The organism is Streptomyces sp. NPDC059142 (assembly GCF_042755665.1).
In the GTDB taxonomy this organism is placed as follows: domain Bacteria; phylum Actinomycetota; class Actinomycetes; order Streptomycetales; family Streptomycetaceae; genus Streptomyces.
The window spans coordinates 5398-26460 of the sequence record NZ_JBHZDA010000103.1 but is presented as its reverse complement, the minus strand read 5'-3'; the positions used below and the strand labels follow the sequence as shown (position 1 = coordinate 26460).

The 21063-nt window shown below is 68.7% G+C and carries 17 protein-coding genes and 1 tRNA gene; 8 read left to right on the top strand and 10 right to left on the bottom strand.

Annotated elements, in window-relative coordinates:
* Positions 1–35 precede the first annotated feature (35 nt).
* On the bottom strand, positions 36–1796 hold the full coding sequence (locus ACFXPK_RS27805; protein WP_385079719.1) for a beta-galactosidase family protein: 1761 nt from the start codon (positions 1794–1796) through the stop codon (positions 36–38).
* 177 nt (positions 1797–1973) lie between these two features.
* On the opposite strand from ACFXPK_RS27805, the gene ACFXPK_RS27800 reads away from it, so the two are divergent.
* From ACFXPK_RS27800 to ACFXPK_RS27780, 5 genes are all read left to right on the top strand, one after another.
* A complete protein-coding gene (locus tag ACFXPK_RS27800) occupies positions 1974–2813 on the top strand; it encodes a helix-turn-helix domain-containing protein (RefSeq protein ID WP_385079722.1) in 840 nt (279 codons plus the stop codon).
* Positions 2800–3021 (top strand): hypothetical protein, encoded by a 222-nt coding sequence (locus ACFXPK_RS27795; RefSeq protein ID WP_385079716.1) that lies wholly within the window; start codon positions 2800–2802, stop codon positions 3019–3021. The genes ACFXPK_RS27800 and ACFXPK_RS27795 overlap by 14 nt, the downstream gene beginning before the upstream one ends.
* Before the next feature lie 11 nt (positions 3022–3032).
* A complete protein-coding gene (locus ACFXPK_RS27790) occupies positions 3033–3389 on the top strand; it encodes a chorismate mutase (protein ID WP_385001658.1) in 357 nt (118 codons plus the stop codon).
* An 88-nt stretch (positions 3390–3477) separates the two neighbouring features.
* Positions 3478–6081, top strand: a complete 2604-nt coding sequence (gene pepN / locus ACFXPK_RS27785) for an aminopeptidase N (RefSeq protein ID WP_385079713.1) — start codon at positions 3478–3480, stop codon at positions 6079–6081.
* A 330-nt stretch (positions 6082–6411) separates the two neighbouring features.
* Positions 6412–7839 carry a lysine N(6)-hydroxylase/L-ornithine N(5)-oxygenase family protein gene (locus ACFXPK_RS27780; protein ID WP_385079710.1) on the top strand — a complete coding sequence of 476 codons (1428 nt, stop codon included), beginning with the start codon at positions 6412–6414 and terminating at the stop codon, positions 7837–7839.
* Between the two features lie 22 nt (positions 7840–7861).
* Here ACFXPK_RS27780 and ACFXPK_RS27775 read toward each other — a convergent pair whose 3' ends face one another.
* A complete protein-coding gene (locus ACFXPK_RS27775) occupies positions 7862–9673 on the bottom strand; it encodes a bifunctional metallophosphatase/5'-nucleotidase (protein WP_385079708.1) in 1812 nt (603 codons plus the stop codon).
* A gap of 212 nt (positions 9674–9885) precedes the next feature.
* Between ACFXPK_RS27775 and ACFXPK_RS27770 the strand changes: the two genes are divergently transcribed.
* The gene (locus ACFXPK_RS27770; protein WP_385079705.1) at positions 9886–10602 is read left to right on the top strand and encodes an SIMPL domain-containing protein; all 717 of its coding nucleotides are present in this window, start codon (positions 9886–9888) and stop codon (positions 10600–10602) included.
* A 138-nt stretch (positions 10603–10740) separates the two neighbouring features.
* Positions 10741–12174: a pyruvate kinase gene (pyk, locus tag ACFXPK_RS27765; protein WP_385001673.1), complete on the top strand. Its 1434-nt coding sequence runs from the start codon at positions 10741–10743 to the stop codon at positions 12172–12174.
* A gap of 5 nt (positions 12175–12179) precedes the next feature.
* On the opposite strand, the gene ACFXPK_RS27760 is transcribed toward pyk, so the two are convergent.
* Together ACFXPK_RS27760 and ACFXPK_RS27755 are read right to left on the bottom strand one after the other, a co-directional pair.
* Complete coding sequence (locus ACFXPK_RS27760; RefSeq protein ID WP_385079702.1) at positions 12180–12959, bottom strand: helix-turn-helix domain-containing protein; 780 nt, start codon at positions 12957–12959, stop codon at positions 12180–12182.
* A 107-nt stretch (positions 12960–13066) separates the two neighbouring features.
* Positions 13067–13141 (bottom strand) — tRNA-Leu (locus ACFXPK_RS27755).
* Positions 13142–13240: 99 nt separating this feature from the next.
* Here ACFXPK_RS27755 and ACFXPK_RS27750 point away from each other — a divergent pair.
* Complete coding sequence (locus ACFXPK_RS27750) at positions 13241–13894, top strand: ANTAR domain-containing response regulator (RefSeq protein ID WP_385001679.1); 654 nt, start codon at positions 13241–13243, stop codon at positions 13892–13894.
* Between the two features lie 84 nt (positions 13895–13978).
* Here the strand turns inward: ACFXPK_RS27750 and ACFXPK_RS27745 are convergent, their stop codons facing one another.
* The 6 genes from ACFXPK_RS27745 to ACFXPK_RS27720 all read right to left on the bottom strand — a co-directional run bounded on the left by ACFXPK_RS27745 (position 13979) and on the right by ACFXPK_RS27720 (position 20872).
* Positions 13979–14695: an ABC transporter ATP-binding protein gene (locus ACFXPK_RS27745; RefSeq protein ID WP_385001682.1), complete on the bottom strand. Its 717-nt coding sequence runs from the start codon at positions 14693–14695 to the stop codon at positions 13979–13981.
* Positions 14692–15609: an ABC transporter ATP-binding protein gene (locus ACFXPK_RS27740; protein ID WP_385079698.1), complete on the bottom strand. Its 918-nt coding sequence runs from the start codon at positions 15607–15609 to the stop codon at positions 14692–14694. The genes ACFXPK_RS27745 and ACFXPK_RS27740 overlap by 4 nt, the downstream gene beginning before the upstream one ends.
* The gene (locus ACFXPK_RS27735) at positions 15606–17342 is read right to left on the bottom strand and encodes a branched-chain amino acid ABC transporter permease (RefSeq protein ID WP_385001688.1); all 1737 of its coding nucleotides are present in this window, start codon (positions 17340–17342) and stop codon (positions 15606–15608) included. The genes ACFXPK_RS27740 and ACFXPK_RS27735 overlap by 4 nt, the downstream gene beginning before the upstream one ends.
* A 5-nt stretch (positions 17343–17347) precedes the next feature.
* Positions 17348–18280, bottom strand: coding sequence for a branched-chain amino acid ABC transporter permease (locus ACFXPK_RS27730; protein ID WP_385001691.1), 933 nt, complete (start codon positions 18278–18280; stop codon positions 17348–17350).
* Between the two features lie 97 nt (positions 18281–18377).
* Positions 18378–19607, bottom strand: a complete 1230-nt coding sequence (locus ACFXPK_RS27725; protein ID WP_385007845.1) for a branched-chain amino acid ABC transporter substrate-binding protein — start codon at positions 19605–19607, stop codon at positions 18378–18380.
* A 779-nt stretch (positions 19608–20386) separates the two neighbouring features.
* On the bottom strand, positions 20387–20872 hold the full coding sequence (locus ACFXPK_RS27720; RefSeq protein ID WP_385007843.1) for a PaaI family thioesterase: 486 nt from the start codon (positions 20870–20872) through the stop codon (positions 20387–20389).
* Positions 20873–21063: the final 191 nt, after the last annotated feature.

Sequence of the window (21063 nt, the reverse complement as noted above, 5' to 3'; positions counted from 1 at the left end):
CCCGCCGGTCCGGTGCACGCCCCCTCGTCCCCGTCTCAGGCCAGCCGCACCCCGCAATCGCCCGCCGCGTCCAGCTCCAGCACCCACAGCTCGTTGACGCCCTCGCGCAGCACCGGACCCGGCACGTACAGCGACTCCTGCGGCCCGGCGGACCAGTACCGGCCCAGGCAGAAACCGTTCACCCAGACGAAGCCCCGGGTCCACGACGGCAGCGTCAGCCGGGCGTCACCCGCCCCCGACACCGTGAACACCCCCCGGAACAGCCCGCGTTCCCCCGCCGGGAACCGCGGCACCGCCCCGTACGGGATCCCCGCCACCGCCTCCGCGTCGTCGAACGCGTCGAGCCGCAGCCCCCGCGCCCGCACCCCGTGCAGATACTGCCGCTCGTGCAGCACCCCGCCCGTGATCCCCTTCGACTCGCCCAGAAGCGGCCCGTAGTTGATCCGCGCCAGCGACTCCACCCAGATCTCCACCGACGCCGGCCCGGCCACCGGCTCCGCGAGCACCGGCGCCCCGTCGCTCAGCGCGCCCGCCCCGGCCCGCACACCGTCCACGTACACCACCGCCAGATCACGCAACCCCGCCAGCGTGAGCCGCCCCGGCACCCGGGGACCCGGGACATCCACCCGATAGCGGACCAGACCCCGGTCCACACCCAGCTCCTCGAACGTCGGCGGCAGCACCCACTCCGACTCCGGGCCGCCCAGCGTCTCCAGCACCGCCCCCAGCGGCGCCCACCCCGTGAACTCCGCCTCCGCCGGAGCCGCCAGCACCGGCGGCGCCGGCGGGACCTCCGGCAGCGGACCCTTCTGGTACTCCGCGAACACCTCACGGAACAGCCGGAACTTCTCCGTCGGACGCCCCGCCTCGTCGATCGGCGCGTCGTAGTCGTACGACGTCACATCCGGCTCCAGCGCCCCGGCGTTCAGCTCACCCGCCCGGTTCGCCCCCGCCCACCCCGCGAAGTTCGTCCCCCCGTGCGCCATGTACACATTGACCGACGCCCCCGCCTCCAGGATCTCCCGCAGCGCGCCCGCCGCGTCCCCCGGATCCCGTACGACCGGCTTCCCGCCCCAGTGCTCGAACCAGCCGCACCAGAACTCCATGCACATCAAAGGCCCCTCGGGACGGTAACGCCGCAGCGTCCCGAACGCCGCCCCCGCCCCCGAACCGAAATTCACCGTCGCCAGCAGCCCCGGGACCGTACCGCCCGTCAGCATGTGCTCCTCCGGCCCGTCCGAGGTGAACAGCGGAGCCGTGATCCCGACCGCCCGCGTCAGCTCCGTCAGCCGCTCCAGATACACCCGGTCCGAGCCGTAACTCCCGTACTCGTTCTCCACCTGCACCATCACCACCGGACCGCCCCGGCCGAACTCCCGCTCCGCGACCTGCGGCAGCAACTCCCCGTACCAGCGCCCCACCGCACCCAGGAACTCCGGATCGCGCGTCCGCACCCGCGCGCCCAGCGGCCCCGTCAGCCAGTACGGCAACCCGCCGTTCTCCCACTCCGCGCAGATGTACGGACCCGGCCGCACGATCGCCCACAGCCCCGCCGCGTGCGCCGCGTCCAGAAACCGGCCGAGCGCCCCGACATCGTGGAACCTGCCCGGCTCCGGCTCATGGAGATTCCACGGAACGTACGTCTCCACACAGTTGAGGCCCATCGCCCGCAGCATCCCCAACCGGTGCGCCCAGTGCTCCTCATGGACCCGGAAGTAGTGCAGCGCACCGGAGAGCAGCCGCACCGGACGCCCGTCCACCTCGAAGTGCTCTTTCCCCACCGTGAAACCGGTCATCGGCCCAGCCACCGCCCGTCCTGGTCGTCCACCACGTGTCGGCCGGCCCCTGTCGGCCGCCCCACCTGCCCGTCCCACCCTCCCCGCTGGCGGGACGCACGGTCCATGGACAAAGATCGGCACTGATTGGACGGAACGGCGGGCAACGGGAGAGGAAAGGGGGCCGGGGAGCCGATGATCTACCACACCTGGATGCGGTTCTTCAGCCCCGGACCCGTCCACCACGGGCTCGGACTCGTCTGCCTCGGCGTCGGACTCCAGCAGGGCGCCCTCCCCGTCGTCGGCCCCCGCACCCTCGACCACCACGTCGCCGTCGTCATCAGCACCGGCAGCGGCTGGTACCGCTCCGCCGACGGACGCCGCACCACCGTCACCGCGCCCGCACTCCTCTGGCTCACCCCCGGCGTCACCCACCACTACGGCCCCGACCGGCAGGGCGGCTGGGACGAGAGCTTCGTCGACTTCACAGGACCCGCCACCACCACCTACACCGAACTCGGCTACATCGAACCCGACCGGCCCGTCGTCCCCCTCGCCGACGCGACCGACCCCCGCGCCTCCGTCGCCCGCATCGCCCGCGCCGCCCGCCACGGCAACCCCCTGCTCGAAGTCGAGACCGGCGCCGCCGTCCACGAACTCCTCGTCGCCCTGCGCCGCGCCCGCGCCGACACCGACGCCGAGGGCGACCCCGTACTCCAGGCGCTCGCCCGCGACGCCTGCCGGCCGCTCACCGTCGCCGAACACGCCGCCCGCCACGGGATGACCCCGGCCGCCCTGCGCGCCGCGGTACGCCGGGCCTCCGGGCGCAGCCCCAAGGACTACCTGCTGGGGATCCGCCTCGGCCACGCCAAGGAACTCCTCGTCGCCACCGAACTGCCCGTCGCCGCCGTCGCCCGCCGGGTCGGCTACGACGACCCCGCCTACTTCTCCCGCCTCTTCACCCGGCGGGTCGGGACCGCGCCCGTACGCTTCCGGGAGCAGCAGAGCCGTACGGTGCCGTACGGTGCCGGGCGGTGACGGCGGCGACGGCGCGGTCAGCGGGGACGGTGGGGTCGGCGGGGACGGTGGGGTCGGCGGGGACGGCTCGGTCAGCGGGGACGGCGCGGTCGGCGCGGGGGAGTCCGGGGGACCGGCGGGCGAGGACGGCGCGGAGCAGCACGCCGTACCGACGCACCGGATCCCGCATACTGACCACCCCACCGGCCCCCCGCCCCGCGCCGTCTAAGCTGCCGGACCATGACCACGAGCGACCCCGGCACCACCCCCGGCAGCGGCGGTAGCGCCGTCGACCCGTCGGTGCAGGCCGAACTGACCCGCCTCCGCCAGAGCATCGACAACATCGACGCGGCCGTCGTGCACATGCTCGCCGAGCGCTTCAAATGCACCCAGCAGGTCGGCCACCTCAAGGCCGCACACCAGCTCCCACCGGCCGACCCGGCCCGCGAGGCCCGCCAGATCACCCGGCTCCGCCAGCTCGCCGAGAGCGCCCACCTCGACCCCGCCTTCGCCGAGAAACTGCTCAACTTCGTCATCGCCGAAGTGATCCGCCACCACGAGACGATCGCCGGAGAGACCCGCCCCGACCACCCCTGAGACACCGGCGACCCATGGGAGGAGCCGTGCGCTCACAGCGCAAAGAACCATGCTGCGCGCCCCCGGGCCCATCGGGCAGCATGGCTCCATGCCCGTACTGACGCGCGACGAAGCGCAGACCCGAGCCCGGCTCCTCGAAGTCCAGCGGTACACGATCGCCCTCGATCTGACCACCGGCGAGGACACCTTCGACTCCAGCACCGTCATACAGTTCACGGCCCGGGCGGCCGGAGACACCTTCGTCGAGCTGAAGCCCGCCACCCTGCGCACCGTCACCCTCGACGGCGAGAGCCTGGACCCCACCGCCCTCGACGGCAACCGGCTCGCGCTCACCGGACTCACCGAGGGCCCGCACGAACTGCGCGTCGACGCCGCCATGCGCTACTCCCGCACCGGCGAGGGCATGCACCGCTTCACCGACCCCACCGACGGCGAGACCTACGTCTACACCCAGCTCTTCATGGAGGACGTGCAACGCGTCTTCGCCGCCTTCGACCAGCCCGACCTCAAGGCCGTCTTCGAGCTGACCGTCACCGCACCCGAGCGATGGACCGTCCTCGGCAACGGAATCGCCGAACGCACCAGCACCGAGCCAAACGGCAAGGGGACAGGCGGGCACGGGCAAGGCGGGAACAGCCCGGGAGACAAGGCACCGGCCGGCAGGACACCGGGCGCCACCGGCCAGGACCGCGCCGCCCACTGGCACCTCGCCCCCACCCCCCTCATCTCCACCTACCTCGTCGCCGTCGCCGCAGGCCCCTGGCACACCATCCGCACCGAACACGCCGGCCTCCCCTTCGGCATCCACTGCCGCCGCTCCCTCGCCCCCCACCTCGACACCGACGCCGACGAGATCTTCGAGATCACCCGCGCCTGCTACGACCGCTACCACGAGAAGTTCGAGGAGCCGTACCCCTTCGACTCCTACGACCAGGCATTCGTCCCCGAATTCAACGCGGGCGCCATGGAGAACCCCGGACTCGTCACCTTCCGCGACGAATTCATCTACCGCTCCGCAGTCACCGACAACGAACGCCAGACCCGCGCCATGGTCATCGCCCACGAAATGGCCCACATGTGGTTCGGCGACCTCGTCACCCTCACCTGGTGGGACGACATCTGGCTCAACGAGTCCTTCGCCGAGTACATGGGCTACCAGACCCTCACCGAAGCCACCCGCTTCACCGACACCTGGGTCGACTTCGGCATCTGGCGCAAGGGCTGGGGATACGACGCCGACCAGCGCCCCTCCACCCACCCCGTCGCCCCCGACCCCGCCGCCGTCCCCGACACCGCCTCCGCCCTCCTCAACTTCGACGGCATCTCCTACGCCAAGGGCGCCTCCGCACTCCGCCAACTCGTCGCCTGGCTCGGCGAGAAGGACTTCCTCGCCGGCATCAACACCCACTTCGCCCGCCACAAGTTCGGCAACGCCACCCTCGCCGACTTCATCGACTCCCTCGCCGCGGCCACCGACCGCGACGTCCACGCCTGGGCCGCCCAGTGGCTCCGTACCACCGGCGTCGACACCCTCACCCCCCGGATCACCGACCACACCACCCGCTGGACCCTCGACACCGACCACGACGGCAGCCGCCCCCACCGCGTCACCGTCGGCACCTACGACACCGCCCCCGACGACGGCACCGGCCCCACCCGCCTCGTCCCACGCGAACGCTTCGAACTCGACATCCCCCTCACCGAACCCCTCACCCTCCCCGGCCGCAGGCCCGCCCTCGTCCTCCTCAACGACGGCGACTACACCTACGCCAAGATCCGCCTCGACGCACCCTCCTGGGACACCGCGCTGCGCGCCCTCTCCGGCATCCCGGAACCCCTCACCCGCACCGTCCTGTGGAACGCCGCCCGCGACATGGTCCGCGACGGAGAACTCGCCCCCACCGCCTACCTCGACGCCGCCCGCACCCACCTGCCCCACGAAACCGACGTCGCCCTCACCGAAGGCGTCCTCGCCTTCGCCGCCACCCAGATCACCGACCGCTACCTCACCCCCGCACAACGGCCCACCGCACTCGCCACCCTCACCGCCCTCTGCCGCGACCTCATCCGCCGCACCGAGGACGGCAACCACCCCGGCCTGCGCCTCACCGCCGTACGCCACTTCATCGACGCCGCCACCCAGCCCGACCCCCTCCAGGACTGGCTCGACTCCGGCAGCGTCCCCGGCGGCCCCGAACTCGACCCCGAACTGCGCTGGCGCATCCTCACCCGCCTCGCCGTCCTCGGCGCCGTCGACACCGCCACCATCGACGCCGAACTCGCCCGCGACCCCAGCGCCACCGGCCAGGAAGGCGCCGCCCACTGCCACGCCGCCCTCCCCGACCCACAGGCCAAGGCGCGCGCCTGGTCCCGGCTCTTCGACACCGACGACCTGTCCAACTACCTCTTCACCGCCACCGCCAAGGGCTTCTGGCAGCCCGAACAGACCGACCTCGTACGGGAATACGTCCCCCGCTTCTACCCCCAGGCCATCGCCCTCGCCGACCGCCGCGGCCCCGCCATCGCCGACGCCGCCGGCCGCTACGCCTTCCCCGCGTACGCCGTCGACGAGGAATCACTACGCCTCGGGCTGAGCCACCTGGACAGTACGGAGATGATCCCCTCCCTGCGCCGCAAACTCGTCGACCAACTCGACGACCTGGGCCGCGCGCTGCGCATCCGCACCGACTGACCACCGCACGGAACCCACCGGGGGCCGCCTCCCACAACGCCCGAGGCGGCCCCGGCGTGCAGGTCGGCCCCGTCGTGCGGGCCGGCCCGGGCACACGTGTCGGCCCCCGCGTGCGGGGCGGCCCCTGCACACGCGTCGGCCCCGGCGCGCGAGGCGGCCGTACCCAGCGCGGCGCCACGCCGACCGGACACCCCGGCCCCACCCCGACCGGCCCGACCCGGAGTGCTTTTCAGCCTTTTCGGCGACCGGCAGCGAGCCCCCGATACCCCCGGCGACGTCCCCTCGTTGTGCTACCCAGAAACCACCACTCGTGGAAGGCAGCACACGCCGATGACCGCCCACCCCACCGACCTCGCCCACCCCCACGACCTGGTGGGCATCGGCATCGGCCCCTTCAACCTCTCCCTCGCCGCCCTCGCCGACGGCATCCAGGGCCCCACCCCCCTCACCACCGCCTTCTTCGACCAGAGCCCCGCCTTCCACTGGCACCCCGGCCTGCTCCTCGACGGCGCCACCCTCCAAGTCCCCTTCCTCGCAGACCTCGTCACCCTCGCCGACCCCGCCAGCCCCTGGTCATTCCTCAGCTACCTCAAAGCCCGCGACCGGCTCTTCCCCTTCTACTTCGCCGAGCGCTTCCACATCCAACGCGCCGAATACGACGCCTACTGCCGCTGGGTCAGCGAACAACTCCCCGGACTCCACTTCGGCCACCAGATCGACGCCGTCCGCTGGAACGGCGAACGCCACCTCTTCGAAGTCGACTTCACCCAACTCGACCCCGACGGCGAAGCCGAAGCCCTCGGCCGCGCCTACACCCGCAACATCGCCCTCGGCATCGGCACAGAACCCCACGTACCCGACCCACTCAGGCCCCTCGTCGACACCCCCACCGTCCCCGTCATCCACTCCGCCGACTACCTCGACCACCGCGACCGGCTCCTCGCCGCCGGACACATCACCGTCATCGGCTCAGGACAATCCGGCGCCGAAGTCTTCCTCGACCTCCTGCGCGCCCGCCCCGCCGGAGCCGAACGCCTCCACTGGCTCGCCCGCACCGAAGCCTTCGCCCCCATGGAGTACTCCAAACTCGGCCTCGAACAGTTCACCCCCGACTACACCCGCTACTTCCACGCCCTCCCCGAACGCGTCCGCGACGACCTGCTCCCCACCCAATGGCAACTCCACAAAGGCATCGGCCCCGACACCATCGCCGCCATCCACGACGAGCTCTACCGACGCACCCTCCACGGCGGCTGGCCCGACGCCGTCCTCACCCCCGGCGTCCACATCCGCACCGCCGGCCGCGTCGGCACCACCCAACTCGAACTCCACCTCGAACACCGCCGAGAAGCCACCCGCACCCGCCTCACCACCGACGCCGTCGTCCTCGCCACCGGCTACCGCGAACGCTCCCTCGACCGACTCCTCGCCGGACTCGACCCCTACATGCGCCGCGACAGCTCAGGACGCCCCCGCATCGACACCCACCACCGACTCGTCCTCGACCCCAGCGTCACCGGCTCCGCCTACGTACAGAACGCCGAACGACACACCCACGGCATCGGCACCCCCGACCTCGGACTCGCCGCCTGGCGCAGCGCCACCATCCTCAACCACCTCACCGAACGGCTCACCGGCACAGAGCCCTACACCCTCCCCCCACGCACCGCCTTCACCACCTTCGGACTCGGCGGACAGGACCGGGCCCCCACGGTGCCCGCACCGAGGAGCCTGGTCCCCCTCATCGAAGTCCGCTGAACACCACCGGACGACCAGCCCCTCAGAAGACCGGCGAACCGTCCCGCGTCAACTTCCAGTCCACCGACGCGAACTCCGCCGGATCCACCGTCCCCTTCGCCTTCACCCAGCCGATGATCGTGTTACGGATCTCATCCGAATTCGACCAGAGCTGCTGCGCACCCGCCACATGCGGGAAATTACCGCCACCACTCGCCCGATAATTGTTCACCGCCAGCACGAACTTCGCCGCCGGATCCAACGGCTTCCCCTCGAACCGCGCATCCACGATCCGCGAACCCGCAGCCTTCGCGACATCGATCTCATACGTCAGACCCGACACCACGTCATAGTTGTAATCCGGCGTACCGTCCGCATTCGTCAGCTTCGACGTGTCCACCGGCACACCCGCAGCCGTCCGCACGTAATACTTCGCCGAATACTCCAGATACGCCAGAAGCTGCGCACCGGTCATCAACCGCGCCTCCAGCGTGTTCTCGAACGGATACAGCCCCGCCGCATCCTTGATCGTCACCTCACCGGCCGGAATCCCCGCCGTACGCGAGAAACACGACGCCTGCGACAGCACCGGCAGCGCCGCCCACTCGCCACCCGCCAGCGCCGCCTTCACCGTCTCCGCCTGAACATGGTTGATCAGATCGATGATCGGCTCGTCCTTCCACGGCGCGTCCGTCGTCGACATCGCCGCCGTCGACGTACCGATCACCTCGTTGACGTACGCCACCACCTTGCGGTGCTCGTCCGTCAACAGCCGCGTGATCTTCTTGTCCTCCGCGACCGTGTTCGAGTTGAGAACCTTCGACGTGACCCGCTCGACCGTCCAGCGCCCCCGCTCCCACACCAGCGCGAAGTCGAAGAGCGTCAACCGCTGACCCCACTTCAGCGGCTCGGACAACACCACGTCCTTACCGGTCTTCTTGTTGACCACCCGGCGCTCCGGGATCTCCGCATGCGCGTGCCCCACCAGAATCGCGTCGATCCCCGGCACCCGCTCGGCCACCAGACCCGCCGCGTTCTCCACATACGGAAGCTGATCACCGTACGACGACGAACCGTCCGACCCCGAATGCGCCGAAATGATCACCACATCCGCGCCCATCGAGCGCAACTTCGGCACCCACTTCGCCGCCTGCTCCTCCAGACCCGGGAACGTCATCTTCCCCTGCACGTTCGCCTTGTCCCAGATCGCGATCCCCGGATTCGTCAGCCCGAGAATCGCCACCCGCACATCCCGCCCGTGCGGCGTCCGCAGCTTCTTGATGACATACGGCGCGAACGCGGGCTTCAACGTCTTCGCGTCCAGCGCGTTCGCCCCGAGCAGCGGAAAACGCACCTGCTCCTCGAACTTCCGCAGCACCGGAATACCGTAATTGAACTCGTGATTCCCGAGCGCCGCCGCGTCATAACCGATCGCGTTCATCGCCTGCGCCATCGGATGCACCGGACCACGCTTCGCCGTGATCGGATCGACCTTCGCGTAGTAGTACGAAAGCTGCGTGCCCTGGATGGTGTCACCCGCATCGATCAGCAGCGTGTTCTGCCGGCCCTTCTCCGCACGGACCTGATCCACCAACGTCGAGATCTTCGCCAGACCGACATCGTTGTGCGCGGCGTCGTCGAACTCCTTGTCCGTGAAATAGTCCCAGTTGAAGACATTCCCATGCAGGTCCGTCGTCCCCATCACCGTGAACGCATACCGCTTCGGCGGACGTCCATGAGCGGAACCCTGACCATGCCCGGCGGCCTGCGCCGGAGCCGTGCCCCCGGCGGCCAACGCCGCCCCGGCACCGGCTGCGGCCGCACTGCCCAGGAGCGTCCTACGGTTCAGCGGCATCTCTTCTTCTCCCTCGATCCATTGCGCCGTCGCACAACGATTCATTGCACAACGCGCGTAGATTCTGGCTCAGAACCACCACACCGCAACACCCCCGGACGGTTTCGATCAGATGACCACCAGAGGACTCACACAGAGAGTGTCCGACCCGGATGCGAGAGTAGGCACAGCACCACCGACCACCACCGCCCCACACCCGAGGGAGCCGCCCCATGACCACCGACACCCCCACCCCCGCCCCCTCCTACGGCACCCCCGAAACCCCCAGAGTCGCCGTCCGCGGCGAAGCACAACTCGAAGTCGACCCCGAGATCGCCCGCATCACCCTCACCGTCGGCGCCCGCGGCACCGACCGACGCACCGCCCTCGCCGACCTCACCCGCCGCAACACCCACGTCATCGACCTCGTCAAAAGCTACGGCGACGCCATCGAAAAACTGGAGACCGGCACCTTCTCCATCAGCCCCGAACTCACCAGACACGGCCGCGGCGAACGCATCCGCGCCTACCACGGCCGCGTCCACCTCACCGTCGAACTCTCCGACTTCACCACCCTCGGCGAACTCACCACCCGCCTCGCCGACCTCGAACTCACCAGCGTCACCGGCCCCTGGTGGTCCCTGCGCCCCGACTCCCCGGCCCGCGGCGAAGCCCGCCGCCAAGCCGTACGAGAAGCCGTCCAGCGCGCCCGCGAATACGCCGAAGCACTCGGCGCCCGCCTCGCCGCCCTGGTCGAGCTCGCCGACATCGGCGCCGAGAACAGCGGCGGATACGGCATGCCCGCCCCCGGCGCCATGCGCAGCGTCGCCTACGGAAGCGCCGGAGCCACCGACACCCCACCCGCCCTCGACCTCGAACCACAACGGCAGACCGTCTACGCCCAGGTGAACGCACGCTTCACGATGACCCCGCCCGACCTCAACGCCTGACCCCACCCACCCAAGAAAACGCTCATCGGAGCGACCCCGCGCCCACCCAAACCTCTGCCAACAACCTTTCACACAAAGGTTGTTGAGCAGCCGCGCAGACCCAATTCCCTACCGACGGGTAAGCTCTACGCTCGACCTATGCGCCGAGCGAAAATCGTCTGCACCCTGGGGCCCGCCACCGACTCCTACGACCAGATCAAAGCACTGGTCGAAGCCGGAATGGACATCGCCCGCCTCAACCTCAGCCACGGCACCCACGCCGAACACGAGGAGCGCTACCAGCGCGTACGGAAAGCCGCCGACGAAACCGGCCACAACGTCGGCATCCTCGCCGACCTTCAAGGCCCGAAGATCCGCCTCGGCCGCTTCCACGAAGGCCCCGTACTCCTTGAACGCGACGACGCATTCACCATCACCACCGAACCCCACCCAGGCGACCGCCACACCTGCTCCACCACCTACCGAGGACTCGCCACCGACGTCACCACAGGCGAGCGCATCCTCGTCGACGACGGCAAAGTCACCCTCGAAGTCACCACCGTCGACGGACCCCGCGTCCACACCCGCGTCATCGAAGGCGGCATGGTCTCCGACCACAAGGGCCTCAACCTCCCCGGCGTCGCCGTCTCCATCCCCGCACTCTCCGACAAGGACACCGACGACCTCCGCTGGGCACTCCACCTCGGCGCCGACATCATCGCCCTCTCCTTCGTACGCAGCGGCGCCGACATCCACGACGTCCACCGCATCATGGACGAAGAACACCGCAGACTCCCCGTCATCGCCAAGATCGAAAAACCCCAGGCCGTCGAGAACATCGATGACATCGTTGCCGCCTTCGACGGCATCATGGTCGCCCGAGGCGACCTCGGCGTGGAAATGCCCCTCGAACACGTACCGATCGTCCAGAAACGCGCCATCAAACTCGCCCGCCGCAACGCCAAACCCGTCATCGTCGCCACCCAGATGCTCGACTCGATGATCGACAACTCCCGCCCCACCCGCGCCGAAGCCTCCGACGTCGCCAACGCCGTGATCGACGGCACGGACGCCGTGATGCTCTCCGGAGAGACCAGCGTCGGGAAATACCCCGTCGAAACCGTCAGAACCATGAGCCGCATCGTCGAGGCCGCCGAGGAGGACATCCTCGCCCAAGGTCTCCCGCCCCTCACCGACCGCAACAAACCCCGCACCCAGGGCGGCGCCGTCGCCCGCGCGGCAGCGGAGATCGGCGACTTCCTCGGCGCGAAGTTCCTCGTCGCCTTCACCCAGTCCGGCGACACCGCCCAGCGCCTCTCCCGCTACCGCTCACCCATCCCTCTCCTGGCCTTCACCCCGGACCCCGCGACCCGCTCCCAGCTCAACCTCACCTGGGGCGTGGAAACCTTCCTCGGCCCCCACGTCGACTCCACCGACGCGATGGTCGCCCAGGTCGACGAAGAACTCCTCCGCATCGGCCGCTGCCGCAAAGGCGACACCGTCGTCATCACCGCAGGCTCTCCGCCCGGTGTGGCCGGCTCCACCAACCTCGTCCGGGTCCACCACATCGGAGAGGACGACAGCCCGAAGTAGGGCGGTCAGTACTTGGGGCCTATGTGGGCGTCCATGAGGGCGACGGAGGCGCGCTTGGCGACGGAGGTGTTGTATGGCTGGCCCGCACGAGTGCAGTGCCGCCATTCGACGCCGACCTTGTCGAGGGTGTCGGTGTAGAGGCGACGGATGTCGTCGGAGACATTGGTGAACCAGTAGCGCGGGTATTCGTACCGCTTCTTCTCGCCGCGCACGACGCGGGTGGTCCAGTTCATGTTCCGGCAGCCGTCGGAGTGGATGAGCCCCCGGATGAACTCCCACGGGTGCGCGTCCACGATCCGTTGTTGCCAGGGTTCGAGGGCGATGTGCCGATCGTGCTTCTTGCCGGGGCCGTGCTGAGGGAACAGGCATGGCCAGTGGCGTCCGTAAGAGGTGACCATGACGCATCCGTCTTTCCGGAGGATGCACACACGGCTGTCGGGACGCACATCCCTTATGGCTTCTTCGCATTCCACGATGAGGCCCGGCCAGGCGTCGGCGCACGCGATGCGCAGGTAGTAGCCGCCGTGAGGATGCGGACTGATACAGCCGTCGCCGAGATAGAGGCCCAGGAGATAGGCGTACGCCGCGGGCGCGGCGGGCGCGCCCGGAGAGGGCAGGCACCTCGGGCATATGTCAGGTTCGATCATGCGTGGCAGCGGTTCCACACGGAGGCGCCAGGAGCGAATCGCCGACCGGGATATGCCGGTCTGCTTGCTGACAGAGTTGAGGCTGAGCCCCTGGCTCAGAAGGGCCAGCGCTCGCTGCCGCGTCCGGAGGTCGTACATGGGGCCGATCGTGACCAGTGCCGGAGTGCTTGGCAGCGGAACAGTGGAGAACCACCCGATCAAGCGACTACGGGGAGAATCGACGCAACCTTCGAATTGAAGGAAAGTGCCCCAGGTGGGATTCGAACCCACACTGTCCGCTGTTTGAGAGCGGCCTCTCTGACCAATTGGAGTACTGGGGCCTGAGAATGCAAGGGAATCGGGTCCCCCGCCTGGGCCTACCTTACCGCAGCTCGGTAGGCTCATGGGGAGCAGCATCCTGTCTGGAACGAGGAGCCCCCGTGACCGCCCCCGAGTCGCCCCAGCCCGTCGACGATGACGACAAGTCGCACGTCCCCCCGCTGACCACGCGTGTGGTCATCGCCGAGGACGAGGCCCTGATCCGTCTGGATCTCAAAGAGATGCTGGAGGAGGAGGGGTACTCGGTCGTCGGTGAGGCCGGTGACGGGGAGCAGGCTGTCGCTCTGGCCCGGGAGCATCGGCCCGATCTGGTGATCCTGGATGTGAAGATGCCCGTTCTGGACGGGATCTCCGCCGCGGAGAAGATCGCGGAGGAGTCCATCGCGCCGGTGCTGATGCTGACCGCGTTCTCGCAGCGTGATCTGGTGGAGCGGGCGCGGGATGCCGGGGCGATGGCGTATCTGGTGAAGCCGTTCAGCAAGAGTGATGTGGTGCCGGCCATCGAGATGGCGGTGTCGCGGTTCACGGAGCTGCGGACGCTGGAGCGTGAGGTCGCGGATCTGACCGTGCGGCTGGAGACGCGGAAGCTGGTGGACCGGGCGAAGTCGGTGTTGCAGACGCAGTACGGGCTGACGGAGCCGGCGGCGTTCCGGTGGATTCAGAAGACGTCGATGGATCGGCGGATGTCGATGCAGCAGGTGGCCGAGGCGGTCATCGAGGATGCGGCGGAGAAGAAGGCGGGGAAGGGGCAGTAGGTCTGGTCCCTGTGTGCGAGAGGGCCCGCTCCCGGTTGTTGCCGGGGGCGGGCCCTTCTTCGTGTGGCGTGTGGCGTGTGGGGGTCAGTCCTCGCCGAGGTATGCCTTGCGTACGGATTCGTCGTGGAGGAGGGAGTCGCCTGTGCCGGAGAGGACGATTTTGCCGATTTCCATGACGTGGCCCTGGTCGGCGAGGGAGAGCGCGGCTTGGGCGTTCTGTTCGACGAGCAGGATGGTGGTGCCTTGTGATTTGAGTTCGACGATGGTTTCCATGATTTTCTGCATCATGATCGGTGAGAGGCCCATGGAGGGTTCGTCGAGCATGAGGAGTTTGGGCTGGGACATGAGGGCGCGGCCCATGGCGAGCATTTGTTGTTCGCCGCCGGAGAGGGTGCCGGCTGCTTGCTTTCGTCGTTCGCCGAGGATGGGGAAGAGGTCGTAGGCGCGCTGGATGTCTTTTTCGATGCCGGCTTTGTCGGTGCGGAGGAATGCTCCGAGCTGGAGGTTTTCCGTGATGGTGAGGCGGGGGAAGATGTGTCGGCCTTCGGGGGAGTGGGCCAGTCCGAGGGCGACGATTTTGTGGGCGGGGACGGTGTTGAGGGGTTTTCCGTCGAAGACGATGCGTCCGCCGGAGGGCTTGAGGAGTCCGCTGAGGGTGCGCAGGGTGGTGGTTTTGCCGGCGCCGTTGGTGCCGATGAGGGTGACGATCTGGCCGGCTTCGACGTTGAAGGAGATGCCTTTGACGGCTTCGATTTTGCCGTAGGCGACTTTGAGGTCTTCGACCTCCAGAAGCGCGGTCATTTCGCGTCTCCTTCCGTGCTGGTGGTGCTGGTGTCGCGTGGTGTGTCGGTGGCGGTTCCGGCGGCTTCGGCGGCGGCTTCTTCGGCTGCTTCGACGGCGGCGACTTCTTCGCTGCCGGGGGCGCCTTCGAAGGGGGTGCCGAGGTAGGCGGCGATGACGCGTTCGTCGCCCTGGACGGCGGAGGGGGTGCCTTCGACGAGTTTTTCGCCTTGGACGAGGCAGGCGACGCGGTCGCAGAGGTTGAAGATGAACCGCATGTCGTGCTCGATGACGAGGACGGCGATGCCTTGGTCCCGGATGGCGAAGATGAGTTCTTCGGTGACGCGGGTTTCCTGGGGGTTCATGCCGGCGGTGGGCTCGTCGAGGAGGAGCAGGCCGGGTTCTGCGGCGAGGGCGCGGGCGATTTCGAGCTTGCGTTGTTCGCCGTAGGGGAGGTTGCGGGCGAGGTGGTCGGCTTTGTGTTGGAGGCCGATGAATTCGAGGAGTTCCATGGCGCGTTCGTGGGAGGCGGCTTCGGCTTTTTTGAAGCCGGGGCCTCGCAGGAGTGCGGACCAGAGTCCTTCTTTGGTGCGGGTGTGGCGGCCGACGAGGACGTTTTCCAGGACGGTCATGTTGGCGAAGAGCCGGATGTTCTGGAAGGTGCGGGCGATGCCGGCGTTGGTGACGAGGTGGGGTTTGGGCGGGAGGACGGTGCCCTTGTAGGTGACGGTGCCCTCGGTGGGGACGTAGAGGCCGGTGAGGCAGTTGAAGAAGGTGGTTTTGCCTGCGCCGTTGGGGCCGATGAGTCCGACGATCTCGCCTGCGTTGACGTGGAGGTCGACGTTGCGTACGGCGGTGAGGCCGCCGAAGCGCATGGTGACGCCGGTGGCGTCGAGGACGCTGGTGGTGGTGGTCGCGGTCGTCATGGTGTTCACGCCCCTGCCTTGGCGGCGCCGGCGCTTGTGCCGGTGGTCTCGTCCGGCACGTCGAGCTGGTCGGTTTCGTGGAATTCGAGTTGTGCGCGCCGGTTGGCGATGAGTCCTTCGGGGCGGAAGCGCATGAGCAGGATGAGGGCGATTCCGAAGCCGAGGAGTTGGTAGTCCTGGAGGAACTGGAGTTTGGCGGGGATGAGGTAGAGGAGTGAGGCTCCGATGAGGGGGCCGGTGATGGTGCCCATGCCGCCGAGGATGACGGCGGCGAGGAGGAAGGCGGAGTTGGGGGGCACGGGGCCGGCGAACACGTACATCTCGGGGACGACGGTGTGCTGGACGTGTGCTTGTACGGTGCCGGCGAGGCCGGCGAGGGTGGCGCCGAGGGCGAAGGCGATGAGTTTGACGCGGAAGCCGTTGATGCCCATGGCGGTGGCGGCGGTTTCGTCTTCGCGGATGGCTACCCAGGCGCGTCCGATGCGGGAGTCGCCGGCGCGGCTGAAGACGATCACCACGAGGATCATGGCGAGGAGCATCAGCAGGTAGTAGTTGGCGTAGGCGCCGAGTTCGAAGCCGAGGACGGTGTGGGATTCGCCGAAGTTGTACCCGAAGAAGTTGAGGTCGGGGATGTTCGGGACGCCGTTGGGGCCGTTGGTGATGCGGGGTCCTGAGACGCCGTCGAGGTTGCCGACGGCGATGCGGAAGATTTCTCCGAAGCCGAGGGTGACGATGGCGAGGTAGTCGCCGCGCAGGCGCAGGGTGGGTGCGCCGATGAGGACGCCGAAGATGAGGGAGACGACGGCGCCGGTGAGGACGGCGGCCCAGAACGGGAAGTGGATGTTGAAGACGGAGGCGGTGGTTCCGGAGACGAGGGCGGCTGTGTAGGCGCCGACGCCGAGGAAGGCGACGTATCCGAGGTCGAGGAGTCCGGCGAGGCCGACGACGATGTTCAGTCCGAGGGCGACGGTCGCGAAGATGAGGATGTTGACCGCGATGAGGGTGAACTGGTCGGTGCTCTGGGTGAAGGGGAATGCGGCGGCTGCGACGAATGCGGCGGAGACGGCGATGAGGCGGTATTTGGCGGTGAGGCCGTTGATCCGCGCGATGAGGCCGGCTTTGAAGAGTGCGGTGGCGGTGAATCCGACGGTGAGCAGGTAGCCGGTGAAGAGTTCGGCGTACTCGGTGTCGATGCCGTAGGTGAAGACGAAGAGGCCGATGGCGAAGACGGCGACGATGATCAGGATCTCTGCCCAGGAGGGGAGTTCCTTGGGTCGCTTGGCCTGGCGGGTGTCGTCGGGCAGGAGGAAGGCTGCGGCGACGGGGATGAGGGTGACGACGGCGGCGATGAAGCCGCCGGGGTCGAGGTTGACGAGTCCGCCGAGTTCGACGGCGATGGCGATGACCGTGAACCAGGTGGTGGCGAAGGCGCCGAGGGCGAGCAGTTGGAGTGCTTTGGTGGAGCCGGTGGGGGTGAGCCAGGTGAGGCCCTTGGTTCCGAGTGCTGAGAGTGCGAAGAGCGCGATGAGCGCTCCGGCGGTGAGGGTGAGGAGCTGGAGGCCGCCGGGGTAGCCGTAGACGGTGAGGTCGCCGGGGAATTCGGTGGTGTAGGTCCAGGAGAGGAAGGTGCTGGCGACGGTGGCGATGCCGCCGGTGAGGGCGAGTGCGCGCAGTTGGGTGGTGCGCTTGGTGTCGGCCGGCACGGTGGTGGTGCTTGTGGTGGTGGCGGTGGTTTCAGTCATCGGTTTCACGCCCGATCCGCGACGCGCTCGCCGAGCAGGCCTTGTGGCCTGACGAGGAGGACGACGATGAGGAGGACGAAGGCCCAGACGTTGGCCCATGCGCCGCCGCCGAGCTGTTGCATCCCGGGGATTTCTTCGATGTAGGCGATCGACATGGCTTCGGCGAGGCCGAGGACGACGCCGCCGACCATGGCTCCGTAGATGTTGCCGATGCCGCCGAGGACTGCGGCGGTGAATGCCTTGAGTCCGAGGAGGAAGCCCATTTCGAAGTTGATCTGGCCCTTGTCGAGTCCGTAGGCGACTGCGGCGACCGCGGCGAAGGCGGCGCCGATGGCGAAGGCCATGACGATGATGCGGTCGGTGTTGATGCCCATGAGCTTCGCGGTGTCGCGGTCCTGGGAGGTGGCTTGCATGGCGCGTCCGCTGCGGCTCTTGGAGACGAAGAGGCCGAGGGCGAGCATGCACAGGGGGGCGAGGACGAAGAGGAAGGCGTCGGCGCGCTGGATGTAGAGGTTGTCCGTGATGTGGAAGGACTCGCCCTTGAATTCCGGGAAGCTGATGGCCTTCTTGGCGTCGGGGTAGAACGCCCAGATGAGCTGTTGGAGGGCGATGGAGAGGCCGATCGCGGTGATGAGGGGTGCCAGCCGTGGGGCGCCTCGCAGGGGGCGGTAGGCGAAGCGTTCGGCTGCGGTGGCGACGGCCACCGAGGCGAGGGCGCCGCCTACGATCATGAGGGGTATCGCCACCGCCAGGGAGGTTCCGCTGGGGAGCCAGGTGTAGGTGGTGAGGGCGCCGAAGCCCCCGATCATGAAGATCTCGCCGTGGGCGAAGTTGATGAGCTGCACGATGCCGTAAACCATGGTGTACCCGATGGCGATCAAGCCGTAGAGGGCACCGAGGGCAAGGCCGTTGGCGAGCTGTTGCGGCAGTTCGTTCACCGCAGGGCCTCCGATGAGCGTGTCGGATATGACACCGCGCGAGGGCGCTGTTGCGCCCTCGCGCGGTTCGGTCGTGTGTGGGGGTGGTGCGGGGTGGTCAGTCCTGGAACGTGGCGCTCTTGACGTCCTTCCAGGCACCGTTCTTGACCTCGTACACGGTGAGCTGCTTGTTGGTGGTGTCGCCGTATTCGTCGAAGGCGACCTTGCCGGTCACGCCGTCGAAGCTGACCTTGCCGGTGGCGTCGAGGACCTTGGCGCGGGCGTCGTCCGGGACCTTGCCGTCGTTGTCGGCGACGACGGCCTTGACGGCCTGGATGATGGTCCAGGCGGCGTCGTAGGAGTAGCCGCCGTAGGCGCCGTAGGGGTCCTTGTAGCCGCCGGCGCTGTAGTCGGTGATGAACTGCTTGGCGGTGGCGAGCTTTTCGACGGGGTAGCCGATGGAGGTGGCGAAGTCGCCGTCGTTGGACTCACCGGAGGCGGAGATGAAGTTCGGGTCGTAGATGCCGTCGCCGCCCATGGTGGGGACCTTGGCGCCGGTCTTCTTGATCTGGTCGGAGAGGAGTCCGCCTTCGGGGTACTGGCCGCCGAAGTAGACGGAGTCGGCGCCGGTGGACTTGACCTTGTCGGCGGTGGCGGAGAAGTCGGTCTCCTTGACGGTGACGTGGTCGGTGCCGACGACCTTGCCGCCGAGGCGCTGGAATTCCTGGGAGAAGATCGCGGCGAGGCCGGCGCCGTAGGTCTGCTTGTCGTCGACGACGAAGACCTTCCGCTTCTTGGCGTCGTTGTAGTAGTACTGCGCGGCGAACTTGCCCTGGACGACGTCCGTGGCGGCGGTGCGGAAGTAGGAGGCGAAGGGGCGCTTGAGGTCGCCCTTGGCCCAGTTGTCGCCCTGGGAGAGGGCGGGGTTGGTGTTGGCGGGTGAGACCTGGACGAGCTTGGCGCTGTTGAAGACGCCCTGCATCGACTGGGCGACGCCGGAGTTCAGGGGGCCGACGACGCCGAGGACGGTCTTGTCGCCGACGAGCTTGGTGGCGTTGGCCTGGCCGGATGCGGGGACGGCCTGGTCGTCGAGGGCTTCGATCTTGAACTCGACGCCGGGGACCTCGTTGTTCTTGTTCGCGGTCTTGACGGCGAGGTCGACGGAGTTCTTGATGCCCTGGCCGAGGGCGGAGAGCGAGCCGGTGAGCGGCGCGTCGACACCGATGACGACGGTGGTCTTGTCGCTTCCGGTGTTGCCCTTGCTGTCGTCGCGGGAGCCGCAAGCGGTGAGTGTGAGCGCACCTGTGGTGATCACGGTGGTGAGCATGAGCAAGGAACGGTGTCGCACGGTGAGTCCTCTCCCTGGCGCGGCCTCCTCTGCTGAGGTGCCGTTGCGTTCGCCGGACTGTACTAGTGCGTACATATGAGCTGATGCTCACACCGGCGGCGCGGTGACTGGGCGTGACTCTAAGCCGAGGTGGGGGAGGTGGGGAGCGGTGAGGTCAGGATGTGACTGTCTTGTTATGCCGAGGCCAACACCAGGTGGGTGCATTTCGCATGTATGTGGATCTTCTGTGCACTCCGATTTTCGACCACATCGTGAGAACCCGCAGTTCCGCTAAGGGACTTGGGTGCTTTTTGGTGCTGACGGCCGGATCGGGCAGAGGTGGGGCGGGAAACGGGCAGCCGGGTGCTCCGCGCGGGCAACCGGCGGTTCCTCGTTCACCTGGTTGTTACACAGGGTGATGGGCGGCGGGGGCTGCCGGGCGGGTGTTCGACGGCGGCCGGGGGAGGTGAGGGCGGCTCACGCCGGTTCCCGTACCGCAGTTGGCGCCGACGCGTGCCGTGCGGGGGTCCGAGGGGTCCGTCGCGCTGTGTGCGGGGGTGTTACGGGTGGAGGGCGCCCTGGTTGCGGGGGTGTTGCCGTCGCTCACGCGGTCGGGCGCTGCCGGGGCCGTGGTCGGTACGGCGCGGGCGCGGTCGGCCGACGGGGCGGGTACGGGCGCCGGGGCGGGCGGGATCCGTGCGGGGGCGTGGTGCCCGCCCGCACCGGATCCGCGCCGTCCGTCCGAGGCCATGGGGGCACGGTAGGGGGTGTTACCGGCCCGTACAAGGGGGCCGTGGTGACTACCGCGGCGCGAGGGGGCCCACGGGTCCCTCGGGGGCGTCACGGAGCAGGCAGGTGAGCCGGGCGGTGCAGATCCGCCGGTCGTGGTCGTCGGTGATGACGATCTCGTACGTCGCGGTGGAGCGGCCGCGGTGGACGGGGGTGGCGACGCCGGTGACCAGGCCGCTGCGGGCGCCGCGGTGGTGGGTGCAGTTGAGGTCGACGCCGACGGCGATCCGGTGGGGCCCGCCGTGCAGCATGGAGCCGACGGAGCCGAGGGTCTCGGCGAGGACGGCGGAGGCGCCGCCGTGGAGCAGGCCGTAGGGCTGGGTGTTCCCTTCGACGGGCATGGTGCCGGTGACGCGTTCGGCGGAGGCTTCGACGATCTGGACCCCCATCCGGGCGCCGAGGTGCCCGGCGGAGAAGAGCGCGGTCAGGTCGACGCCCAGCGCGGCGTATTCGTCGAGGACGTCCTGCGGGAACTTCACAGTGGTCTGCTCACCCATGGGCCAGGCTCCGATCGGCTGCGGTGTTCGCTTGTACGTGCGGTGTGCACCGTCCTTGTGTACCAGATGACTGAGCGAACGCTTAGGTTCTGCCCGGCCGGGCGCCGGGGCCCGGGGGGGGGGGGGGGGGGGGGGCCCCGCCCCGGGGGCCCCGCGCGGCGCCGCCGGGCGGGCGGGGGGCGCGGAGGGGA